Below are 20,759 nucleotides of genomic sequence, written 5' to 3' on the forward strand. Positions count from 1 at the left end.
CCTCATTGATCCACAATAAAGTACCTTGCATCCGGATGGGCAAAAACGATGGCTGATACGGAAGCTTCCGGGTCCATCATGTATTCTTCCGTCAGATGGACGCCGATGTCTTCGGGCTTGATGAGATTGAACAGTTTTGCCTGGTCCTCCAGGTTCGGGCAGGCCGGGTAACCGAAGGAGAAACGCTGGCCCTGGTATTTCGCGGCAAAGCGTTCGCGCATCGAGAAGTCTGTTGCGTCCGAGAAGCCCCATTGGTCGCGGATTTCCTGGTGGATACGCTCGGCAAAGCCTTCTGCCAGTTCCAGCGCTGTTGCTTGAAGCGCGTGGCTTTCCAGGAATTTGCCCTGTTCTTTCAGGCGTGTTGCTTCATCCCGCACACCAAATCCTGCAGTCACCTGCATAAAGGCCACGTAATCCATTTCGCCGCTGTCCACGGATTTCAAGTAATCGGACAGACATAGGAATGGCGGAGCCGATTGGCGTGGGAACGTGAAGCGCTCAATTTCCGTTTTGGCGTCTTGCGGATCGTAGATGATGACATCATCGCCGTCGCTTTGAGCCGGGAAAAACTGATAAAGGCCAGATGGTTTCAAAAGCCCTGAGCCCAGGAAATTGGTTGCCAGTTCGTGCAGCTCTACAGCACGCGGGTCGCCCTGCGCCAGCGTGTTATCGCTATAGCCCTTCAATCCAAGGTGATGGCCGATCAAGGTGCGCATATTGACGTATGGATATAAATGCGCCACTGAATAATCCTTCAGAACATGGCGCCGCAGATCGTTCGGTACGTAGACGGATACATCTTCGCGAACCGTCTTGACCGGCTTCTCGGCAACCGCGACAGCCGGCTTGGCTGCCCGCACCGCTTCAGAAGCTTGGCGTTTTTCCTGCTGGGCATCCAATTCCAATAACAGCTCGGCTTTTCCTGCACCGCTTTGCAGCCGGTTGGCCAGATCCAGTCCTTGCATGGCATCTTTGGCGTAAATGACCGGCCCGTCGTATTCTGCTGAAATCTTGGTTTCCGTAAAGCGTCTCGACAAAGCCGCGCCGCCGACCAGAATCGGAACATCAATGCCCGCCTCTTTGAAATCCTGCGCGGTGATGACCATCTGCTTGGCTGACTTGACCAGCAAACCGGATAAGCCGATCATATCCGGTTTTTCTTTCCGGATGACTTCAATCAAGGTAGCCGGCGTCACTTTAATACCGACATCGATTACTTTAAAGCCGTTGTTGCTCAAGATGATTTCGACCAGGTTTTTGCCGATGTCGTGGACATCGCCCTTAACCGTAGCCAGCACGATTTTCCCTTTTCCGGAGTCGTCTTCTTTTTTCTCCATAAACTGCTCCAGGAATGAAACCGCGGCTTTCATGACACCTGCGCTTTGCAGCACTTCAGCGACAATCAATTGGTTGTCATTGAACAGCCGGCCCACTTCGGCCATCCCTTTCATCAACGGTCCATTGATGATATCCAGCGGTTCATCGTACATGTCTAAAGCTTTTTCCAAATCCGGAATCAGGCCTTCTTTTGTTCCTTCTATAATATAGTAAGCCAAACGATCAGGTACCGTTTTCGGTATATCGTCCTCGGTCTTCTCTTTTTTCTTGTCGCGGTAGAAAGCGGTAAAATCAGCCAATGTGGCGTCTGTTGTTGTAAACAGCAATTCATTGGCCATGTCGATTTCCTGTTTCGGAATCGATGCATAGCGTTCCAGTTTTTCGGTGTTGACGATGGCGTAGTCCAAGCCTGCCTGCGTGCAATGGTATAGGTAGACTGCATTCAGTACTTCACGGCCAACCGGCGGCAAGCCGAACGACACGTTGCTGACGCCCAAAATGGTCAATGCGCGCGGCAGCTTTTCCTTAATCAGGCGGATTCCTTCAATGGTTTCCACCGCAGAACCGATGTATTGCTGATCGCCGGTACCGACTGGGAATACCAGTGGATCAAAAATGATGTCTTCCGGCGCAAGGCCCCATTTGTTGACCAGCAGTTCATAAGAGCGTTCTGCAATTTCCAGCTTGCGCTCACGCGTGACCGCCATGCCTTCCTCGTCGATTGTTCCGACAACGACTGCCGCACCATATTTTTTCACCAGTGGCATCACCGCGTCAAAACGCTCTTCCCCGTCTTCCAGGTTGATCGAGTTGATGATGGCTTTTCCTTGCGAGAATTTCAGCGCCACTTCGATGACTTCTTCGTCGGTGGAGTCGATGACCAACGGCACTTTGACTTTTTTGACGACTTCTTTCATGAAGTGGGTCATGTCTTCGACTTCATCCCGGTCAGGGTTTGCCAGACAGATGTCGATGACATGAGCGCCATTTTTCACTTGCGCGCGGGCGATTTCTGATGCCTCTTCAAACTTCCCATCAACAATCAGCCGCTTGAATTTGCGGGAGCCGATGACATTGGTCCGTTCGCCAATGAATAACGGACGCATGGTTTCATCGTATTGCAGCGGTTCAATGCCCGACACGACATGGCCGTGATCGACAGGATCCGGTTTTCTCGGCGGCAGGCCTTCCATTGCTTCACGGACAGCCTTGATATGTGCAGGTGTTGTTCCGCAACAGCCGCCCACTACATTCAACCAGCCTTTATCCGCAAAACCCCGAAGTTTTTTGGCCAGTGATTCCGGTGTTTCGTGGTAATGCCCATCTTCATCTGGCAGACCCGCATTCGGGTAACAGCTGACATAGCCATCCGACAACTCGGACAGCGAACGGATATGGTCCGTCATGAATTCCGGTCCGGTTGCACAGTTCAAACCGACCGATAAGGGTTTGACGTGTTCAATCGAAATGTAAAATGCTTCGATGCTTTGGCCCGCGAGCGTGGTGCCCATCGGTTCGATGGTTCCGGAAACCATGATCGGCAATTCGGTCCCTGTTTCTTCAAAGGCTTTTTTGATGCCGATCGTTGCCGCTTTGACATTCAGCATGTCTTGGCTTGTTTCCAGAAGAATCAAATCTGCGCCGCCTTCGATCAAGGCCTTGGCTTGCACATAGAAGTTTTCCAGCATTTCGTCAAATGTTGCACCGCCTGTAACAGACAAGGTTTTTGTCGTCGGCCCGATGGCACCTGCCACAAAACGCGGCCACTCCGGTGTTGAATATGCGGCTGCCGCCTTTTTGGCAATTTCCACTCCGCGCCGGTTGATTTCTGCCGCCTGGTGGCCAATGCCATACTCATCCAAAACGATCGGCGTACCGCCAAAGGTGTTGGTGCAGAGAATATCCGCTCCCGCTTCCAAATAGGCGGTATGGACCTCTTCAATGACGTCCGGACGGACAATATTCAAGTATTCGTTGCAGCCGTCAAACTCCTCTCCCCCGAAGTCTTCAGGAGAAAGATCGGCGTTTTGGATCATGGTTCCCATGGCTCCGTCGATGATTAATATTCTTTTTTCAAGCTGCTGTTCAATAAGATGTTTGGACATGGCTGCGATCGCTCTCTTTCTGTTGATCTAGTTGTCGGATGTAATGAATCAATTCCACGGTCATATCGTAACGGACAAATGGCGTAATCAGGTAAATCCCATGGAACAGCTCCGCCGCCGTATCAATCAATTCTTTCGCAATCTGGATGCCTTCTGCTGTTGCCCGGTCTTTGTCTTCGCCGCATGCGCGCATGCGTTCCAATGCATCTTCAGACAGCTTGATGCCCGGCACTTCGTTGTGCAGGAATTCCGCACTGCGGATGCTGGTCAGCGGCATCACGCCGATGAATATCGGTGTTTCCAGATGTTTGGTCGCTTCGTGGATTTCCACGATTTTCTCTTTTGTATAAACCGGCTGCGAGATAAAATAATCCGCACCGCTTTCGATTTTCTTCTCAAGCCTAGCGACAGCGCGGTCAAGGACACGGACATTCGGATTGAATGCCGCAGCTACCGAAAAATTGGCTTTTTTGCGCAAAGGCTTGCCGGAAAATGAAATGCCTTCATTCAGCTTTTTGATCAGCTGGATCAATTCCATGCTCGACACGTCATAGACGCTGGTCGCTCCCGGGAAATCGCCGACTTTGGTCGGATCGCCCGTCACGGCGAGTATATCATGCATACCGAGCGCATCGAGCCCCATCAAATGCGATTGCAGGCCAATCAGATTGCGGTCGCGGCAGGTGATATGGGCCAGTGCCCGAATGTTTTCCTTATGCTTGAGGATCGAGCCCATCGCCATATTGCTGATGCGCGGCGATGCCAGTGAGTTGTCTGCCATCGTAACAGCATCCACGCCGGCTTCATTCAAAGCTACAGATCCTTCCAAAAATTTTGCGGTATCCAGATGACGTGGCGTATCCAACTCTACGATGATGGTCCGTTCCGTTTTGGCTTTTTCGTGCAGCGGCTTGACTTCCAGCGCTTCTGCTTCACGGATGACAATCGGTTTTCTTTTGGTGACTTCTTTATGGAAGATTGGCGGCAATTTGCCGAGATGCTTTTTCACTGCTTCAATGTGCTTCGGCGTTGTGCCGCAGCAGCCGCCGATCAAACGGACGCCTTCTTCTCTCAACAGCAAAGCCGCGCGTCCAAAATAATCCGCTTCCGATTCATAGACGATCCGGCCATCTTCCACATCCAGCAGGCTGGCATTTGGGTAGGCAGAAAGGAACGCTTTTTCAGGCAAGGTGACTTCTTCAAAAGCCTGGATGGTATGGTGCGGCCCGAGACGGCAGTTGACGCCGACAATATCGGCTCCCAGCGTTTCCAATTGATGCAGGGCATCGTTCAAAGACATGCCGTTTTGCAGGATGTCTGGCTCATGCATGGACACCTGGGCAATCAGCGGCGTGTCGGTGATACTTTTTAAGTGCTTGACAGTTTCTGCAAGTTCCTCAAAATCGTAATAAGTTTCCAGCAGCAGGCCGTCCGGATCTCCCGACAGCAAATGATTGGCTTGCTGGTCGACCATCGCAATGATTTCCTGAAGCGTAGCGTCGCTTTTCCGGATTCCCCGGATGCCGCCGATAGTCCCGAATACAAATTGACCACCCGGTGCTGCTGCTCGTTTAGCGATTCCAATAGCTGCTCTGTTGATATCCGCGACTTGCTCTTCCAGGCCGTAACGAGCCAGTTTCGCCGCATTCGCTCCGTATGTGTTGGTCTGGATGATATCCGCTCCAGCTTTGATGTAATCCTGGTGGATCTTCTCGATCACTTCCGGACGCTGCAGATTCAATTCCTCGTTGCAATACTCAATGCCGTAGGAATACAACAACGTTCCCATGGCGCCATCCGCCGTCAAAATCCTCGTCTTTAATTCGTCTAATAAACCCATCTGCTCAACCTCCCATATATACAAAAAAAAGCCTTCATGAAAAAGAAGGCTTTACGATATCAAACTCGTTCCTTTTCATCTGCCAGGCAATTGCTTGCCTGCTGGATTTAGCACCTGACCTTTCGGCTGGTTGCTGAAGCTTCATCGGGCCAGTCCCTCAACTTCTCTTGATAAGAATTCACTATTCAGTTTTAAGTATTCTAGATATGGTACCTGTATATAGGGAACAGGTCAACCCAATCTGTCGAAAAACAATGAAATTTCTGTGATTTTCTTCACAATCTATAGGTTGAACGAAAAAAATAGCTTTCATATTGCGCGCCGACCCGTAAAGGTGGGTACAGATTTGTAAACGGATAATAAACAAAAAAACTGCAGACTCTTCAATTTCTTCGGAGTTATCTGGACCTCACGCTTAAATTCCATTGTGAATTTCTAAGTAAAGCCTTAACTAGTAAACTAAATCTCGTGCACATGAAATTTATGCCAGGTTAACATCCCTTCCTCCACCCTCCCTAACCGCTACTTCAGCACAAAAAAATCCCACCTGGTCCAGGAGGGATTGTTCAGCTCTCATATGACCGCAGCTCAGTTATCACCGCGGCCTTCACTATTTACATGCCGTCTTTCATATCTTCCTCATCTTTCGTACCGGATTCTTTGTCTTCCATCATTTTCGCTTTCGCTTTGGCCATCGCTTCTTCAGCTGCACGGATTTCTTCGTCCGTCACTTGTCCGACAATCACTTGCTGGGTCGGCATGGTATGCATGCTGCGTGCTGTTACGTGCGGGATGAAATAATAGACACCGTCTTCCTGGAATGTATGCTTGATCGAATAGACGCCGTCTTTCACATCCGTGTAATCATTTTTCACACTTTCGTCTTTCTTGCCGGCCTCGAATACTTCAAACTTCACTTCATTCGCATCGTTCACCGCTTCGCCGCCTTGGGATACAAATGCCTCAAGCGTCCATTCGCCAGTTTCGCCTACAGGTTCAGTCAAGACTTGGACTTCTAATTCCTTCACCTCCTGCTCGGCAGCTGAAGCGTTGTCCGCACTGTTCTTTTCCATGCCGCAGCCTGCAAGCATCAATCCAAACGCACCAATAACCATTAATTTTTTCATCAATAACCCTCCATTAAACTGAAATTATTCTAATAGATTCAGCTTAATGGGCAATTGTGAAACGCCTGTGAAATCTCTGAAATAAAAAATCCCTCTATATATTGAACTAAAGAAACCAGCTTTTACACATCGCTCTGCCTAGCCCTTGGACGCGCTGGCGCTAAGAGATAGAGTGAATTCGAGGCGAGCCGCTATTTCCCACTATTTTCATAGAAGATATGGAGCAAATCAGCGGAGACTCCCAAAAGAGCGGTGCCGCGATGCAGAAGCACCGGTTTTCAGGAGCAGGTTTACAGAATATCAGCAGACGAAAATCATTAGTTCAACTTATCTAGTTACTTATCAACTTATCGCTGCCAGTGGAAGCCAGACTTGCACTCGCGTACCGTCGCCTTCGGACGACTCTACTTTCAGCCTGCCGCCGTGGAGTTCAGCAATCTGTTTGACGATCGACAAGCCGATGCCTGCGCCGCCTCCACCCCGGGTGCGCCCTTTTTCAACCCGATAGAAACGGTCCGCGACGTATGGCAGATGCTGCTCCGGAATTCCCGGCCCGCTGTCGCGCACTTCGAGCATCGCTTTGCCGCCTTCAGAACGCAGGTTTACGGCAATCAGACCGCCCTCCGGCGTATAGGCAATGGCGTTGTCGAGTAAATTGACCAGCACCTGCAACAATCGGTCTTCATCCCCGTATACAAGTATGTCCTCGTCCAGATCTGTCTTTACTTCCTGCTGCCGGCCCCGCCATTTCACCGCTGTATTGTCGATGGCCGATAATACGATTTCACTCAGCGCCAACAGCTCGTGGGCAATGTCTTCCTCACCGCCTTCAAGCTTAGTCAAATCCAGAATTTGGCTGACCATGCGCTCCATGCGTTCCGATTCGCGGTACAAAATAGCCGCAATGTGCCGATGTTCCGTATTCGGCTGCTGCAGCAATTCGCTATAGCCTTTTATATAGCTGAGCGGAGTCCGCAATTCATGGGACAGGTTCTGCAGAAATTCGCGCTTTTTTTCGTCTTCTTCACGGATCGATTCTGCCATCACGTTGAACGACTGGGCAAGGTCTCCGACTTCATTGTGGACAGCCGGATGGATGCCTCCTTCGAAACGCCCCTTCGCCATGGCGTCAGAAGCGTTCCGCAGTTCTACGACCGGACCGATGAATTCCTTCTGGATGCGCCGGCGGATGGCATAAAGAGCTGCGAGCGCCAGCAATCCGGACGCCAGCAGGATCGGCAGCACATTCATAAATGCCTGGCTAAGTTCCGAAACTGGCCGGTAGGCGAATACAATTGCCTGCAAATTCCCACCCTCAATCACCGGCAGTGCTACTCCGATCAAGTCCGCATCGACATACGCATTGCGCCGCTCAATGACCACCGCTTGTCCTTGCGACAGCCCTTCGCGTTCCTCGAAATTGATGATGACATCCCCTTCTGGCGCCTGCAGCGGCAGCGCCGCCCCAAGCACCATCGGATCATCGATCGCCAGTGCATTGAGGCCGGAATCTTCCAGAAATTCTATAATTCCTTCCAGTTCCGCTGCATCTCCAGCCAAGTAGGCGCCTCGCAGCGCTTCCGCCAATTCATGCAACTGTTCGCGCTCCTCATCGACATAAACCGCATCATAAACCGAATAGGCGACGAACATCAAGAGCGCAATGCCGGCCACAGAAACCCCAGCAAATAAGAGCCATAATTTCGTTGCAACAGAGCGATACGGCTTCATAGCTTCACCAGCTTGTAGCCCAGACCCCAGACGGTTTCGATGGCGACGCCAGCTTCACCGAGCTTGATCCGCAGCGTTTTGATGTGGGTGTCGACGGTCCGCGTCGTGACGTTATAGGCCTGTTCGCCCCACAGCTTCTCCATCAACTGTTCGCGGGAAAATACCTGCTCCCGATGCTTCAGCAAAAATGCCAGCAAATCAAATTCACGCCGTGTCAGCGTAACCTTCTTGCCTGCAACTGTCACCGTGCGCATCGTTTCGTTCAGTTCGAGCGTACCATTTGTCCATTCGTTGTCCACCCGGACGCTTGCCGTATGGGTGCGGCGCAGAATCGCTTCGATGCGTGCAAGCAGCTCCTGCTTGCTGAACGGCTTGACCATGTAATCGTCTGCCCCTGCCCGCAGCCCTTTCACTTTATCCGCTTCGCTGCCGGCAATTGCGGTCAGCATGAGAATCGGCACTGGCGTGAAGCGCCGGATTTCCGCACATGCGGTGAAACCGTCCATGCCGCCCATCAGCACGTCGAGAATGACAAATCCGACCTTTTCCTCACGTATTTTGCGGATGCCTTCTTCGCCGCTTGCAGCCGACAGGACCTCATAGCCCGCTCCTTCCAACATGAGCCGCAGCAGATGCTGCATCGTCTGTTCGTCGTCAATGACCAGGATTTTCATTATTTTCCCCCTCCAGCACCATCGCGTGCGGCCCGGCAGCCGTCGGAATTTTTTTTGTTACAGTAAAGCTTTCAATATCAATTTCACTGACGACATCTGCATCCATGCTGCTGACGTATAATTTACCGCCTGAAGCGACTCCGTAATACGGATTGTCGCCCACCGCAACTTTGCCTTCCAATTCTAATGTCACGGCGTCCAGTTTCACCACATCATGCGATCCGTGGTTCAGCACAAAGAGGCTTTCTCCAGCCGCAATGATTTCAATCGGCATCAATCCGGTCTCTGCCTTCTGGACCGTTTTGCCTTCCGCAAACGAGTAGCGATAAACGCTGTCATTGAGTTTGCCGTAAGGGCCGTGGCCGCCGACAACCAGGCCCCCCTCATACAAGGCGACTCCATTCGGGCGGTCAACAATGTCGAAGCTTTCCTCGACGGCCATCGTTGCCGTGTCAATCGCCTGCACGGTGTGGCCGTAAACATTTGTTACATACAGCATCGTTCCGTCAAATGCCATCGAATGAGGATGCCCATCGGTTTCCGCTATGTTTTCAATGGCGAACGGCGCCAGCGACACCTGGGCAATCTGATTTGAATCTGCATACGCCGCATACAGCTTTCCACCGTCATACAGGAGTTTGGTGATGCCTTCTCCCACTTCCCCGAGTGATTTCAGCTTCTGTGTCTCCAAGTCGAGCGCATACAGTTCATCTTCTTCCTTGCTTGCGAGCACCAATTTGCCTTCCGCCATCACCATGTCCGATGCGATAAAGGGCAACTCGAGTTCAACTTGCGCCTGCCCTTCGCCGATGACCGTCAGAACAGGTTCTTTAATATGCGACACGAACAGCTGATTATCGCCTTCCGGCCAATCGTAGCTTACTTCTCCGGAGCATGCCCCGAGCAGCAAAGCTAGCGCCAACGCGCCCATTGCGCCTATTTTGTGTTTCATCAAAATCATCCTTTGCTCCATCATGAGGAAAGTATACACTGAAAATGCGAAATCCATGTGAAATCCCGCTCTATTGCCCAGTAAATTGCGCAGTGAATGCCTCAATCGGAACCGGCAGAGCAGCTTCCAACTGATCCATTATAAACGACTCAAAACCCTGTTCAGAATGTACATTCCGAACAGGGTTTTGAGTCATTTATTTTCTATTCTTTCCTGTTGTACCTTTTAAAAAAGCTCTGTAGCTCTTGTATCGGCCGGACATCCGCCTGTCCTTCGTAGCTGATGAATTCGATTTCGCCGATGCGCATACCGGCATTGTATTCCCCGATAACCGTGTCCAGCAGAATAAAAGAAGCCGAAATGAATTCATCTTCATTTTCTTCGGTAAAGCCTTTGATGTAGAGCGTCAAATTCACTTCGTCGCTGTCTTTTTCAAACGTGCAGAAGATATCATCCCATCCTAGTTCGATATCGCCGTATGCAACAGAAAATTCTTCATCATGCGGTTGGCGAAAACCGATGACATCAAAATTGCCAAAGGCTGGAGCATTGTCGACCAGGTCGATGACATCGTCAAAAGCTTCCACAACTCCATCCGCACTGATGACAAATTCGCGCTTCCCTGCAACCAGGCTTTCACCAAACTCAAAAGCCAAATGCCGGTTGACCTTATGTAATTTCTTTTCCAGCTGACTGAAAAGCTTGTCTCTGCCGGACTCGTCCAGTTCAAAATATGCTCCTTTATTGTCTGCAAACCAATCCCAAAAAGCCGCCACCTTATCTTTCCTTTTCGGCAACCAATTCATCCCGCTATCCCCTTTGTATCCATCTATGTTCTTTTCTCTATCATAAACATTTTTGCGCGAAAGAGATAGTTCTTTTTATTCATGCTCAAAAGACTATTCGCCTTCTGTATCCATTTCATAAGTACGGAATTTCATCATGGAAATTATACCGAATACAGGACCGATGCTCAGTACAGCAAATACCCATTCCCAGCCGATCAAGCTTTGTGCGATGGGAATCAAGTTGATCGAAAAAATGGTGATCAAAAAGCCGATGCACATCTGGAACGTCAAAGCTGTCCCTAAATAAGGCGCCTCTGCAAATTCTGTCACCGCCGCTGAAAACTGAGCCGAATCGGAAATCACAAACATCCCCCAAACGATCGCCACCATCAGCGTCAACCACAAGGCCTGACCGAATGTAAAACCGATGATGATCGAACAGCTGGCACTGACGGCGAGAGAAAGGATAGTCAGCCGCGACCTTCCCAACTTGTCTGCCACTAGGCCACCCAAAACGCAGCCAATTGCTCCGGCAACTCCAATCGACACAAAAGAAGCAAAAGCAATAACCGCCGGACTGACCTGGGAAGAAGAACTGGCGAAACTGGCGGCGAGAAAGACCGGAAGCCATGTCCACATCGCATACAATTCCCACATATGGCCAAAATAGCCATAGTTCGCGAGCATGACAGGTTTATTGAGAAGCACTTGCTTAATCAGTTTAAAGGAAAAAACCATCCGTTTCGGAGAAGTTGGCGCATCTCTCACGACCCAGTTCATAATACCGGCCGCAGCCAACGCCAGCAGCGAGCTGACGACGATGACCAATTTCCAATCCACAGAGGAAAAAAAGATGCTGATAAAATGAGGCAGAGACGATCCTAAAGTCAGCGCTGCGATCAAAATCCCAAGCGCCAACCCTCTTTTTGACGGGAACCATTGTGAAAGCAGTTTGACTGCAGTCGGATAGACGCCAGCAAGTGCCACACCTGTCAATATCCGCAGGGCAATGCCGATGAGGGCAGTGTCCGCAATCGTCAGAAGGCCATTGACGAGAGCTCCCGCCAATGCGGAAAGCACAAAAACTTTCCGTGCATTAAAGCGATCTGAAATGCCGAAATAGACGCTGATTAATGTCCCGATGATAAAACCGACTGGGACAGATGCAGACAACCAGGCTTCCGTCTGCGCGTTGAGGCTCCATAGTTCCCTCAATTCGGGTCCGGTAACGCTCGCACTGAACCATAAACTCAACGCAAACAGCTCCGCTATAGAAATCCACAATAAAGCCTTCCATTTTCCCGCCGCCATAACCAGTCTCCTTCCGCAAGACAAACCAATCCCGTTCTTTCTCTTCTTCTTATCATAGAACAGCAAAAGCAAATAAGAAAGAACCCTTCGCCAGTTGACTGTCGTGGCGAAGGGCTTTGAAATTTTGGTTACCATTTTGCTTTATGCCACATAGATCAAATCTTATGGATGAACTCAGGCACTCTCAGCTTTTAGCTGCCGGCTCTTTCTTGATTGCATCGCCGATTTCCAACGTCGGGACGTCAATGTTAACCGTGTCGGGATATTTGATGCCGGCTCCTGTATTCAGCGCCACAACAGTTTCTCCTTCTTTGATCCAGCCTTCTTTTTTGAGTTGGCGGATTGCTGCAAATACAGCTGCCCCTTCCGGACAAACAAAAGATCCTTCCAGGCGTGCAACTATTGCCTGCTCAGCAAGCATGGCCTGATCATCAATCGCGATCGCGCAACCCTGTGTTTTATAGATTGCGTCCAGCACAAGAAAATCACCCAACGCTTTCGGGACATTGATGCCAAAAGCTTGCGTGCTGGAATCGGCCCAGAATTCGGACTCCTTTTTTCCTTCTTGCCAAGCTTTGACGATCGGCGCGCAGCCTGTCGCTTGAACCGCTGCCAGACGCGGCAGTTCCCCTTCCACCCAGCCAAGTTTTTTCAATTCATTCAGGGCTTTATAAATGCCGATCAATCCGACACCGCCGCCTGTCGGATACAGGATGACGTCTGGCATCTTCCAGTCCATCTGCTCGGCGATTTCGAGCCCCATCGTTTTCTTGCCTTCGATGCGGTATGGCTCTTTTAACGTCGATACATCGTACAGACCAAAATCCTTGACGGCTTGCCCGACAATTTTCCCAACATCGCTGATTAGCCCATTCACCAAATATAGGTCGGCGCCGGACAACGCCACTTCATTGCGGGTAATTTTTGGTGCATCCTCTGGCATGACGATTGTTGATCGGATGCCGGCTTTAGCGCCGTAAAGCGCCCAAGCGGCACCGGCATTGCCATTGGTCGGCATCGCAAACTCCTTGACACCGACTTCCTTGGCTTTTGAAACTCCGACTGTTGCCCCTCTTGCCTTAAACGTGCCGGTCGGAATAAGCCCTTCGTCTTTCATATAGAGATTTTCTACGTCCATGTCCTTGCCAAGCGACGGCATCGTGATCAGCGGGGTCATGCCTTCACCTTGAGACACTACATTCGCTTCTTCTTCGACCGGCAGCAATTCATGGTATCTCCACAAAGTCGGCTGCCTTTTTGCCACTTCGTCCCGCTCCAAATCCGCCTTCAGCTCGTCCCAAAGGTAATCCACCAACAAAGGCGAACCGCATATGCATAGTTGATGCTGCTGCTTGGTATCGTAAACAGCCTCGCATTTCGGACAATAAAGGTGGGAAATATAACTGTACTTCAATGTGAGCACTCCTTTTTATGGGTTTTGCTGATTGTCTTTCTGACAACAATAGCCCGGAATCGCTCCCGGGCTATTAGATCGATCTTATTTGATTTAACTGTGGAAATTAAGCCCGGAGGTGACCGGCGCCACATAACCGGCGCGGATGACGAAATCACCGAAATGTTCGTTTTCCTGGCGTTCTTTGGCGAATTGGAAAAAGATCGGCTTTAGCGTCGCTAAAATCTCTTCTTCCCCGATATTCTCGCGGTATATTTTGTTCAACCGATCACCTGCAAAGCCTGCGCCCAAGTACATATTGTATTTGCCGGGTGCTTTGCCGATAAAGCCAATCTCACCCAGTGCAGGGCGTGAACAGCTGTTCGGGCAACCGGACATGCGAATGATGATTTCTTCATCACGCAGGCCTGCTTCGTCCAGTGTTTCTTCAATCTTGCCTACGAGCTCCGGTAAATACCGCTCGGCTTCAGCCATCGCCAAACCGCAAGTCGGCATCGCTACACAGGCCATCGAGTTTTGGCGCAAAGCCGAATTTTCTTTGCCATCGGTCAGCCCATATTGCTCAACTAAGGCGCTAATCTTCTCTTTGTTTTTCTCCGTTACATTGCTGATGATCAGGTTCTGGTTGGCAGTCAGGCGGAATTCTCCTGTATGGACTTGTGCAATTTCGCGGAGGCCTGTCATCAATGGATAGCCATCAAAATCTTTAACGCGGCCGTTCTCAACGAATAAGGTCAAATGCCATTTGCCGTCACTTTCGATCCAGCCGTAGCGGTCGCCGTTGCGGTCGAATTGGAATGGACGCTCTTGTTCTATATTCCATCCCAGGCGTGTGTTCAGCTCGGTTCTGATCCAGTCGAGCCCCAATCTGTCGACCGTATATTTGAAACGGGCATTTTTCCGCTCTGAGCGGTTGCCGTAATCGCGCTGAATGGTGAGGATTTTCTCGCCGACTTCGTTGACTTTATCTGGTGGGCAAAATCCGATGACGCGTGCCAATTGCGGATACGTGGCAGTGTCGCCATGCGTCATGCCCATCCCGCCGCCGACTGTGACATTAAAGCCCTGCAACTTATCGTTTTCCAGGATGGCAATAAACCCAAGATCCTGCGAGTAGATGTCAACGTCATTGGCAGGCGGAATCGCAAAGCCGATTTTGAATTTCCTAGGCAAATAAAGATGCCCGTACATCGGCTCCACTACTTCGTCTTCATTGCTGTCGACGACTTTTTCTTCATCCAGCCAGATTTCGTGATAGGCTCTAGTTTTCGGCAGCAGGTGTTCACTTAATTCGCGGGAGATTTCGTATACTTCCCCGTGAATATCCGATTGGTATGGGTTGGATGTCGACATGACGTTCCGGTTGACGTCTCCGCAGGCTGCAATGGTATCCATCAAGGCGTGGTTCATTTCCTGAATGGTGCTTTTCAAATTCCATTTCAGAATCCCGTGCATCTGGAACGTTTGACGCGTCGTCAATTTCAAGGTGCCATTGCCATGGGTATTGGCCAAATTATCCATCGTCAGCCACTGATGCGGCGTTGCGACTCCTGCAGGCAGGCGGACACGGATCATGAATTGGTAGGCAGGCTCAAGTTTCTGCTGGGCCCGTTCGTTGCGGATGTCCCGGTCATCCTGCATATAGCTGCCATGGAATTTCAGCAGCTTGCCGTCATCGTCCGGGATGGAAGCGGTCAAACGTTCCGCGAAGCTTTCCACGAGATTGCCCCGCAAATAATTGGTTCTGTCTTTGATGACCTCCATTTCACTTGGAGGGCCGTCGATATCAGTCAAATCTTTAATTTTCATGGTAAGCTCCTTTCAATGTTGAAGAAGTCGCTCCAAGGCGGACGCTTTCCGGCAGAAAGCGAGTCGGGCTGTGCCTGACTCGTTTGCGACGAAGCGCTGAGCCTCCTCGTTGCAAGCTCCTGCGAGGTCTCATCACTCCGTTTTTCTGCAGGAGTCGCCGCCTTCCGCTCTTACTTCCTATGATCCAGTTAAAAACATAAAAAAATGTCAGTTCACGCATGGCGCAGATTTACTTAATAAACATCACGCAAATAACGTTTGTCGCTGCGCATGGACGTTAAATAGTCTTCCGCTTGTTCCGCAGTCATATTGCCTTCCTGCTCCAGAATTTTGGCCAGTGTGGCATGCACGTCTTTGGCCATGTATTTTTCATCGCCGCAGACATAGACATTGGCACCCGCTTCCAGCCATTGGTACACTTCCTGGCTCTTCTCCAACAAACGATGCTGGACGTAAACCTTTTCTGCTGTATCACGGGAAAAGGCTACATCCATTTTCGTCAGAACCCCGTCCTTCAGCCATTTTTGCCATTCGGTCTGGTAAAGGAAATCGGTGACGAAATACTGTTCACCGAAAAACAGCCATGCATCGCCCAGAGCATCCCTTTCTTCCCGCTCTTCCATGAAGGCACGGTAAGGGGCGACTCCTGTTCCGGCACCGATCATAATGACCGGTGTTTCCGGATTTTCAGGCAATCGGAAATTGCTGTTGCTTTGGATGAACACCGGCAAGGTCGCGCCGATTTCAGCGCGCTCTGCGCATTGCGTCGAGCAGACGCCCGTCCGCTTACGCCCATTCGCTTCATAGCGCAACGCTCCTACAGTCAAATGAACTTCATCCGGATTCGCCGTTAAACTGCTGGCAATCGAATACAGGCGAACCGGGATTTTGCGCAGTATTTTAATGAATTCAGCAGCAGACACTTGCCAAGGACCAAAATCTTCCGTCAAATCGATCAGGTCTCTTCCATAGATGTAAGCCTGCAGCTGTTCTTTGTTTTCAGGTTCCAGTAAATTAGCCAATGCATCACCGTCCGCAAAAGCTGCCGCTTTTTCAAGCAACGGCTTCGACAGGATAGTGATTTCAAAGGTCGAAATCAATGCATCGCGTAATGAACCCGTATCGCCTTGCTTGTTGATGGAGATCGGTTCATCTGGATTCCATCCTGTTGCAGCTATCAGTTGATCAACCAGCTTGTCTTCGTTTTCTGGAACAATCCCGAGGCTGTCGCCCGGCTCATATTGCAGTCCAGAGCCTTCCAGGTCGAGCTCCAGGTGCCGGGTTTCCTTATTCGAACCACGGCCATTCAAGTTGATATTTTCCAGAACCTCCGCGTTGAACGGATTGCTGCGGGAATAGGCCGGTTGGCTGGCTGGTGCAGCTTCTTGAGCCGCCGAAGCCGCTGGAGCGCCCGGACGATCTGTTTCTCTTTCTTTATTCAATACGCTGAAGATGCCATCAAACCATTCTTCTGCGGGTTCTTCAAAGTCCAAATCGGCATCCACACGCGGATGGATGCGTTTGGCCCCCAACTCCTCCAGACGCTTGTCAAAATCTTTGCCGGTCTGGCAGAAAAATTCGTAAGAGCTGTCCCCCAGAGACAAGACCGAAAACCGGACATCGTCAAGCTGCGGTGCCCGTTTGCTGTGCAGGAAATCATAGAGGGCAAGAGCGTTATCCGGCGGATGGCCGTCCCCATGCGTACTCGTGATGATCAGCAAATCTTGGACTTTTTTCAGGTCTTTCGGTTTAAACTCATCCATTGGCGTGAGTTTTACCTGGTAGTCTTTGGCCTGCAGTTTTTTCGAAACATCCTTGGCAACCGATTGGCAGTTGCCTGTATGGGAGCCGACCAAAATGGTGATTTCACGGGTGGCAACAGGTGCGCTGCCTTGCTGCGCATACCATTCCAATCCAGGCTGTTCCTGCACAGCGACTGTAGCGGCTGACTGCGAGCCGGCCAGATAGCCGTTCAGCCAGATTTTCTGATTGTCGGTCAGCATCGGCAATAAGCGATTGATAAGCTCTACCTGTTCCTGATCGAATGGGCTGTTCATTGTCTGCAATTGCAAATTGTTTCACCTCGAAATCCGTTTATTTTTTATCATTAATTCTTATAAGGAGCGTTGAGTTGAAGAAATCGCTCTGGGCGGACGCTTTCCGCGGACGAAGCGCTGAGCCTCCGTCGCAAGCTCCTGCGGTATAGCGAGACGACTGAGACCCCGCAGGGAGTGCAACGACTGAGGAGGCTTAGGCGCGAGCCCGCGGAAAGCGCAGCTGTTTTGCGGAATATCGGCACAAAACAATCATTACTCTGTGTTATCTATCTTCATCCTCTAAACTACACTCACACATGCTGCTGGCGGTAATGATGATCGATCGCTACGATCATTGCTCCCATTTTTTGGTGTTCGGGCTGAAGCACTTGTTTGATGCCATTGCTTTCCAGTTCTTTGGCCGTGACTTTTCCGACGGCTACTGCCAGCACCCGGTCGTTAAAAGCTTTGACCAATTGTTTTCCTTGGTCGGGTTCTGCAAAAATGTTCTTGACCTGCGTTTTGCTGGTAAAGACAATGGCGTCTAAAGACTGTTCGATGATCGACTGTTTTAACCGGTCCACTACGAGAGCATCCGGTTTTTCGTAGGAATACGGGCGGGATAAGTAAACCGAATGGCCATTTTTCTCCAAAATGCTTTTCAGCTTATGGTCATCCAGATCGTAAGCCTGCAAAAAGATCCGCTGCGGGCTTTTGCCTTTGTATTCTTCCGCTAAAGCTGCCAGCAGATTGTCCATTGTTCCATCTTCCGAAACATGAACCGGCTCCAAGCCATGCTCTTTGATCCACTTCATCGTTTTGCTTCCTCGAACGGCCAGCTGCGTTTCTTTCAGCTTTTCAATGTAGCGCGATTGCAGGCCGGTGTTTTCTGCGGAATCTGTTAATGTCCTCGCTCCGATGCCGGTCGTGAAGATAACCCAGTCAAAATCTTCGGCTAAAAAATCCGTGATGTTTTGTGCGCTGATATCTTCGTTTAGCCGCTGCCTTCCCTGAATCGGGAGAATGACAGGAGTCCCGGATTGCTTTTCAATCAGCACGCTGATTTCTTTTGCGGCACGGACAGCTGCCACGCCTATTTTCTTTCCGGCCAATCCATTCATATTCAATCACTCCTTCTGTCATTCACCACGCCGGCTGCTGTTCGCTTTGCAGCGCTTCATGCGCGCGTTCGGCGAGGGCATCCACCATGGATGGATGATCGCCTAAATATCCACATAATATGATTTGCTGTTCGTCCGAAGACAAACCGTTGATTTTTTTCTGCATTGATTTCACCAAGAGTCCCGTAAACCATAAATAAGGAACGACGAAAATCTGTTTGCTGCCGGAATTGATGGAAACTTGCAACCCTTCATCAAATGACGGAGCGCTGGCAGCCAGATAACAGACATCGATGTTGGACACATTGGCTTTCACCGCCAATTTTGCCGCTATTTCTTCGACCGAACGGGTGATTTCCGAACTTTTCCCACCTCGGCCAACCAACAAAATTTCTGCTTCAGGCAAACGCTCCACCCCTGTTTCCCGCAGCCGCTCAGCTAAAATTTCCACGAGCCGATCCTGCACTCCGAGCGGTTTTCCGTAAGTAAAGCGGATGCCCGGATAGCGCAATGCTGATTTTTTGACTTCATCCGGAATGTCTTCGTAATAATGTCCGGCGCTCAGCAAGAGAACCGGAACGATTGCGATAGCTGTCGCGCCCTGCTTGATAAGGCTGTCGATTCCTTCGCCAATATCCGGACTGGCCAACTCCAAAAAGCAGGTTTCCTGAAGGGAAACATCGACTTTTTGGTGTACCTGCTCCATAAATGCCATCGCTTCCTGGCGCGTTTCTTTTACTCGGCTCCCGTGGCTTACATATAATACAGCCTGCATGTTCTCATCTCCTTATCCCACATGTGCGGCAAGCTGAAATTGCTGTTCGTCTTGCAGCTGCTCATACCATTGCAATTTGCTTCTTAGGCGGACCACTTCTCCCACCACTATCATCGAAGGATTCTCGAAGCCTTTGGCGTTTCGAATAATATCCTCGAGCGTTCCCGTTACTGTCCGCTGCCGCTCCGTTGTGCCCCATTCAATCAAAGCAATCGGTGTCGTGGGTTTCAGGCCATGGCGCAGCAATCGGCCACAGATTTCCGGAAGCTTGCTGACACCCATGTAGATGCACAACGTATCCATGCTTTTGACCACATGCTCCCAGTATTCATCCTGATCGACGCCCACTTTGCTGACTCCTGAAATAAAAGCTACAGATGAACTGTAATCGCGATGGGTCACCGGAATTCCGGCATAGGCAGGTGCCGCGATGCCGGCTGTGATTCCTGGAACAATTTCAAACGGGATGTTGTGGTCAACCAACGCTTCCGCTTCTTCTCCGCCTCTGCCAAAGACAAACGGATCACCGCCTTTCAAGCGCGTGACGGTTTTTCCCTGAAGCGCGAATCGGCACAGCAACTCGTTGATTTCTTCCTGTTTCAATGAATGGTTATCGGGTCTCTTGCCGCAATAAATCAATTCGGCCTGTTCTTTCGCTTCGTCCAGCAATTCCTGGTTTATTAAGCGATCATAAAGGATGACATCGGCCTTTTGGATGGCCTTCAGCCCTTTCACTGTAATCAAATCAAGGTCGCCTGGACCTGCACCAACTAAATAGACTTTTTTCATAAGCTTCCTAGACTCCTTTTTTCAACCAGAGAAACGAAGGTTGCGCCATTTTCTGATCGTTAATTCATACCTATTGCTGGCCAGGTTATGTATGCAGGCCACATTCGGTTTTCGCAAAGCCTTTCCATCTTCCGTCGCGGCTGTCTCCATCAGTCGTTACTGCGAACGAGCAATGCTTGCAGCCGATGCTCGGATAGCCTTCGTCATGCAAAATGTTATATTCAAGGCCGTTCAATTGGATATACTGCCAAACATCGTCCCATGTCCAGTGGATCAACGGGCAAATCTTGACGGACTTGAACCGATTGTCTTTGTTGATGAAATCCGTCATGCTGCGGCTTGCCGACTGCTCTCTTCTCAAGCCGGAAATCCAGGCCTGTGAACCAGAAAGTGTTTGTTCAAGCGGTTTGACCTTGCGGATGTCACAGCATTTATCCGGCTGGCTGTTCCACAGTTCGTCGCCGAACTGGTCAGCTTGCTCCTGCAAAGTCAATTCCGGTTTTTTCATGCGGATATTCAATTTCGGGTAGCGCTTTTTGACGCGTTCAATCAATTCATAGGTTTGGTCGAAGTGGACGTCCGTATCCAAGAACACCACTTCCGCATCGCTTTTCACTTTGGAAATCAGATCGATCAACACCATGCCCTCGGCTCCAAAGCTGCAGGCATAAACCACATCTTCCCCGTAGGAATCATAAGCCCATTGCAAAATATCAGCGGCACCTTTCAAGGAGTCGGTCGGTGCCAGGTCCTTGAATGGATCTCCAGTAAATTGCTCGTACGAAACAGCGTGGCTCATCCTATCTTCCTCCTTTAAACTAACCTTGTATTTTGTACTCCTTCTTTATCTATTAAAGTAAGAGGTGAAGAAATCGCTCCAGGTGGACAATCCAATGAATTTCCCACCATAAAATATAAAACAAAACCCCCTCTTCCAATAGAACAAGAA

15 protein-coding genes and 1 riboswitch are annotated in these 20,759 nt (G+C 50.2%); all 15 genes read right to left on the reverse strand.

Annotated features, from left to right (window positions below; translation table 11 throughout):
• Positions 1-2 precede the first annotated feature (2 nt).
• The 15 genes from metH to J7I83_RS04285 all read right to left on the reverse strand — a co-directional run bounded on the left by metH (position 3) and on the right by J7I83_RS04285 (position 20,609).
• Positions 3-3,443 (reverse strand): methionine synthase, encoded by a 3,441-nt coding sequence (gene metH / locus J7I83_RS04215; protein ID WP_215099433.1) that lies wholly within the window; start codon positions 3,441-3,443, stop codon positions 3-5.
• Entirely contained in the window at positions 3,424-5,283 is a 1,860-nt protein-coding gene (locus J7I83_RS04220) for a bifunctional homocysteine S-methyltransferase/methylenetetrahydrofolate reductase (RefSeq protein ID WP_215099434.1), read from the reverse strand. Before J7I83_RS04220 ends, metH begins: the two co-directional genes overlap by 20 nt.
• Positions 5,284-5,355: 72 nt before the next feature.
• Positions 5,356-5,460: riboswitch (SAM riboswitch) on the reverse strand.
• 437 nt (positions 5,461-5,897) lie between these two features.
• Positions 5,898-6,410, reverse strand: coding sequence for a FixH family protein (locus J7I83_RS04225; RefSeq protein WP_215099435.1), 513 nt, complete (start codon positions 6,408-6,410; stop codon positions 5,898-5,900).
• 342 nt (positions 6,411-6,752) lie between these two features.
• The gene (locus tag J7I83_RS04230; protein ID WP_215099436.1) at positions 6,753-8,141 is read right to left on the reverse strand and encodes a sensor histidine kinase; all 1,389 of its coding nucleotides are present in this window, start codon (positions 8,139-8,141) and stop codon (positions 6,753-6,755) included.
• Positions 8,138-8,815: a response regulator transcription factor gene (locus J7I83_RS04235; RefSeq protein WP_215099437.1), complete on the reverse strand. Its 678-nt coding sequence runs from the start codon at positions 8,813-8,815 to the stop codon at positions 8,138-8,140. The genes J7I83_RS04230 and J7I83_RS04235 overlap by 4 nt, the downstream gene beginning before the upstream one ends.
• Entirely contained in the window at positions 8,796-9,767 is a 972-nt protein-coding gene (locus J7I83_RS04240) for a YncE family protein (RefSeq protein WP_215099438.1), read from the reverse strand. Before J7I83_RS04240 ends, J7I83_RS04235 begins: the two co-directional genes overlap by 20 nt.
• A gap of 203 nt (positions 9,768-9,970) precedes the next feature.
• Positions 9,971-10,573 (reverse strand): hypothetical protein, encoded by a 603-nt coding sequence (locus J7I83_RS04245; protein WP_251047450.1) that lies wholly within the window; start codon positions 10,571-10,573, stop codon positions 9,971-9,973.
• Positions 10,574-10,666: 93 nt separating this feature from the next.
• Complete coding sequence (locus tag J7I83_RS04250; RefSeq protein WP_215099439.1) at positions 10,667-11,866, reverse strand: MFS transporter; 1,200 nt, start codon at positions 11,864-11,866, stop codon at positions 10,667-10,669.
• Positions 11,867-12,050: 184 nt separating this feature from the next.
• Positions 12,051-13,280 (reverse strand): threonine synthase, encoded by a 1,230-nt coding sequence (locus J7I83_RS04255; protein ID WP_215099440.1) that lies wholly within the window; start codon positions 13,278-13,280, stop codon positions 12,051-12,053.
• A gap of 93 nt (positions 13,281-13,373) precedes the next feature.
• Positions 13,374-15,089 (reverse strand): assimilatory sulfite reductase (NADPH) hemoprotein subunit, encoded by a 1,716-nt coding sequence (gene cysI, locus J7I83_RS04260; RefSeq protein ID WP_215099441.1) that lies wholly within the window; start codon positions 15,087-15,089, stop codon positions 13,374-13,376.
• A gap of 233 nt (positions 15,090-15,322) precedes the next feature.
• Positions 15,323-17,161 carry an assimilatory sulfite reductase (NADPH) flavoprotein subunit gene (locus tag J7I83_RS04265; RefSeq protein ID WP_215099442.1) on the reverse strand — a complete coding sequence of 613 codons (1,839 nt, stop codon included), beginning with the start codon at positions 17,159-17,161 and terminating at the stop codon, positions 15,323-15,325.
• 275 nt (positions 17,162-17,436) lie between these two features.
• Positions 17,437-18,246: a uroporphyrinogen-III synthase gene (locus J7I83_RS04270; RefSeq protein ID WP_215099443.1), complete on the reverse strand. Its 810-nt coding sequence runs from the start codon at positions 18,244-18,246 to the stop codon at positions 17,437-17,439.
• A 22-nt stretch (positions 18,247-18,268) separates the two neighbouring features.
• On the reverse strand, positions 18,269-19,021 hold the full coding sequence (locus tag J7I83_RS04275; RefSeq protein WP_215099444.1) for a sirohydrochlorin chelatase: 753 nt from the start codon (positions 19,019-19,021) through the stop codon (positions 18,269-18,271).
• 12 nt (positions 19,022-19,033) lie between these two features.
• Positions 19,034-19,810 (reverse strand): uroporphyrinogen-III C-methyltransferase, encoded by a 777-nt coding sequence (cobA, locus tag J7I83_RS04280; RefSeq protein ID WP_215099445.1) that lies wholly within the window; start codon positions 19,808-19,810, stop codon positions 19,034-19,036.
• 85 nt (positions 19,811-19,895) lie between these two features.
• Complete coding sequence (locus J7I83_RS04285; protein WP_251047451.1) at positions 19,896-20,609, reverse strand: phosphoadenylyl-sulfate reductase; 714 nt, start codon at positions 20,607-20,609, stop codon at positions 19,896-19,898.
• Positions 20,610-20,759 lie beyond the last annotated feature (150 nt).

This window comes from Planococcus sp. ISL-110, assembly GCF_018613575.1.
Lineage (GTDB): Bacteria > Bacillota > Bacilli > Bacillales_A > Planococcaceae > Planococcus.

Bases quoted from the DNA above. Each gene is read 5' to 3' on its own strand.
- J7I83_RS04275 (WP_215099444.1), bottom strand. From the start codon at position 19,021: ATGCAGGCTGTATTATATGTAAGCCACGGGAGCCGAGTAAAAGAAACG.
- J7I83_RS04285 (WP_251047451.1), bottom strand. From the start codon at position 20,609: ATGAGCCACGCTGTTTCGTACGAGCAATTTACTGGAGATCCATTCAAG.
- cysI (WP_215099441.1), bottom strand. From the start codon at position 15,089: ATGAAAATTAAAGATTTGACTGATATCGACGGCCCTCCAAGTGAAATG.
- J7I83_RS04270 (WP_215099443.1), bottom strand. From the start codon at position 18,246: ATGAATGGATTGGCCGGAAAGAAAATAGGCGTGGCAGCTGTCCGTGCC.
- J7I83_RS04230 (WP_215099436.1), bottom strand. From the start codon at position 8,141: ATGAAGCCGTATCGCTCTGTTGCAACGAAATTATGGCTCTTATTTGCT.
- J7I83_RS04235 (WP_215099437.1), bottom strand. From the start codon at position 8,815: ATGAAAATCCTGGTCATTGACGACGAACAGACGATGCAGCATCTGCTG.
- cobA (WP_215099445.1), bottom strand. From the start codon at position 19,810: ATGAAAAAAGTCTATTTAGTTGGTGCAGGTCCAGGCGACCTTGATTTG.
- metH (WP_215099433.1), bottom strand. From the start codon at position 3,443: ATGTCCAAACATCTTATTGAACAGCAGCTTGAAAAAAGAATATTAATC.
- J7I83_RS04220 (WP_215099434.1), bottom strand. From the start codon at position 5,283: ATGGGTTTATTAGACGAATTAAAGACGAGGATTTTGACGGCGGATGGC.
- J7I83_RS04250 (WP_215099439.1), bottom strand. From the start codon at position 11,866: ATGGCGGCGGGAAAATGGAAGGCTTTATTGTGGATTTCTATAGCGGAG.
- J7I83_RS04245 (WP_251047450.1), bottom strand. From the start codon at position 10,573: ATGAATTGGTTGCCGAAAAGGAAAGATAAGGTGGCGGCTTTTTGGGAT.
- J7I83_RS04240 (WP_215099438.1), bottom strand. From the start codon at position 9,767: ATGAAACACAAAATAGGCGCAATGGGCGCGTTGGCGCTAGCTTTGCTG.
- J7I83_RS04225 (WP_215099435.1), bottom strand. From the start codon at position 6,410: ATGAAAAAATTAATGGTTATTGGTGCGTTTGGATTGATGCTTGCAGGC.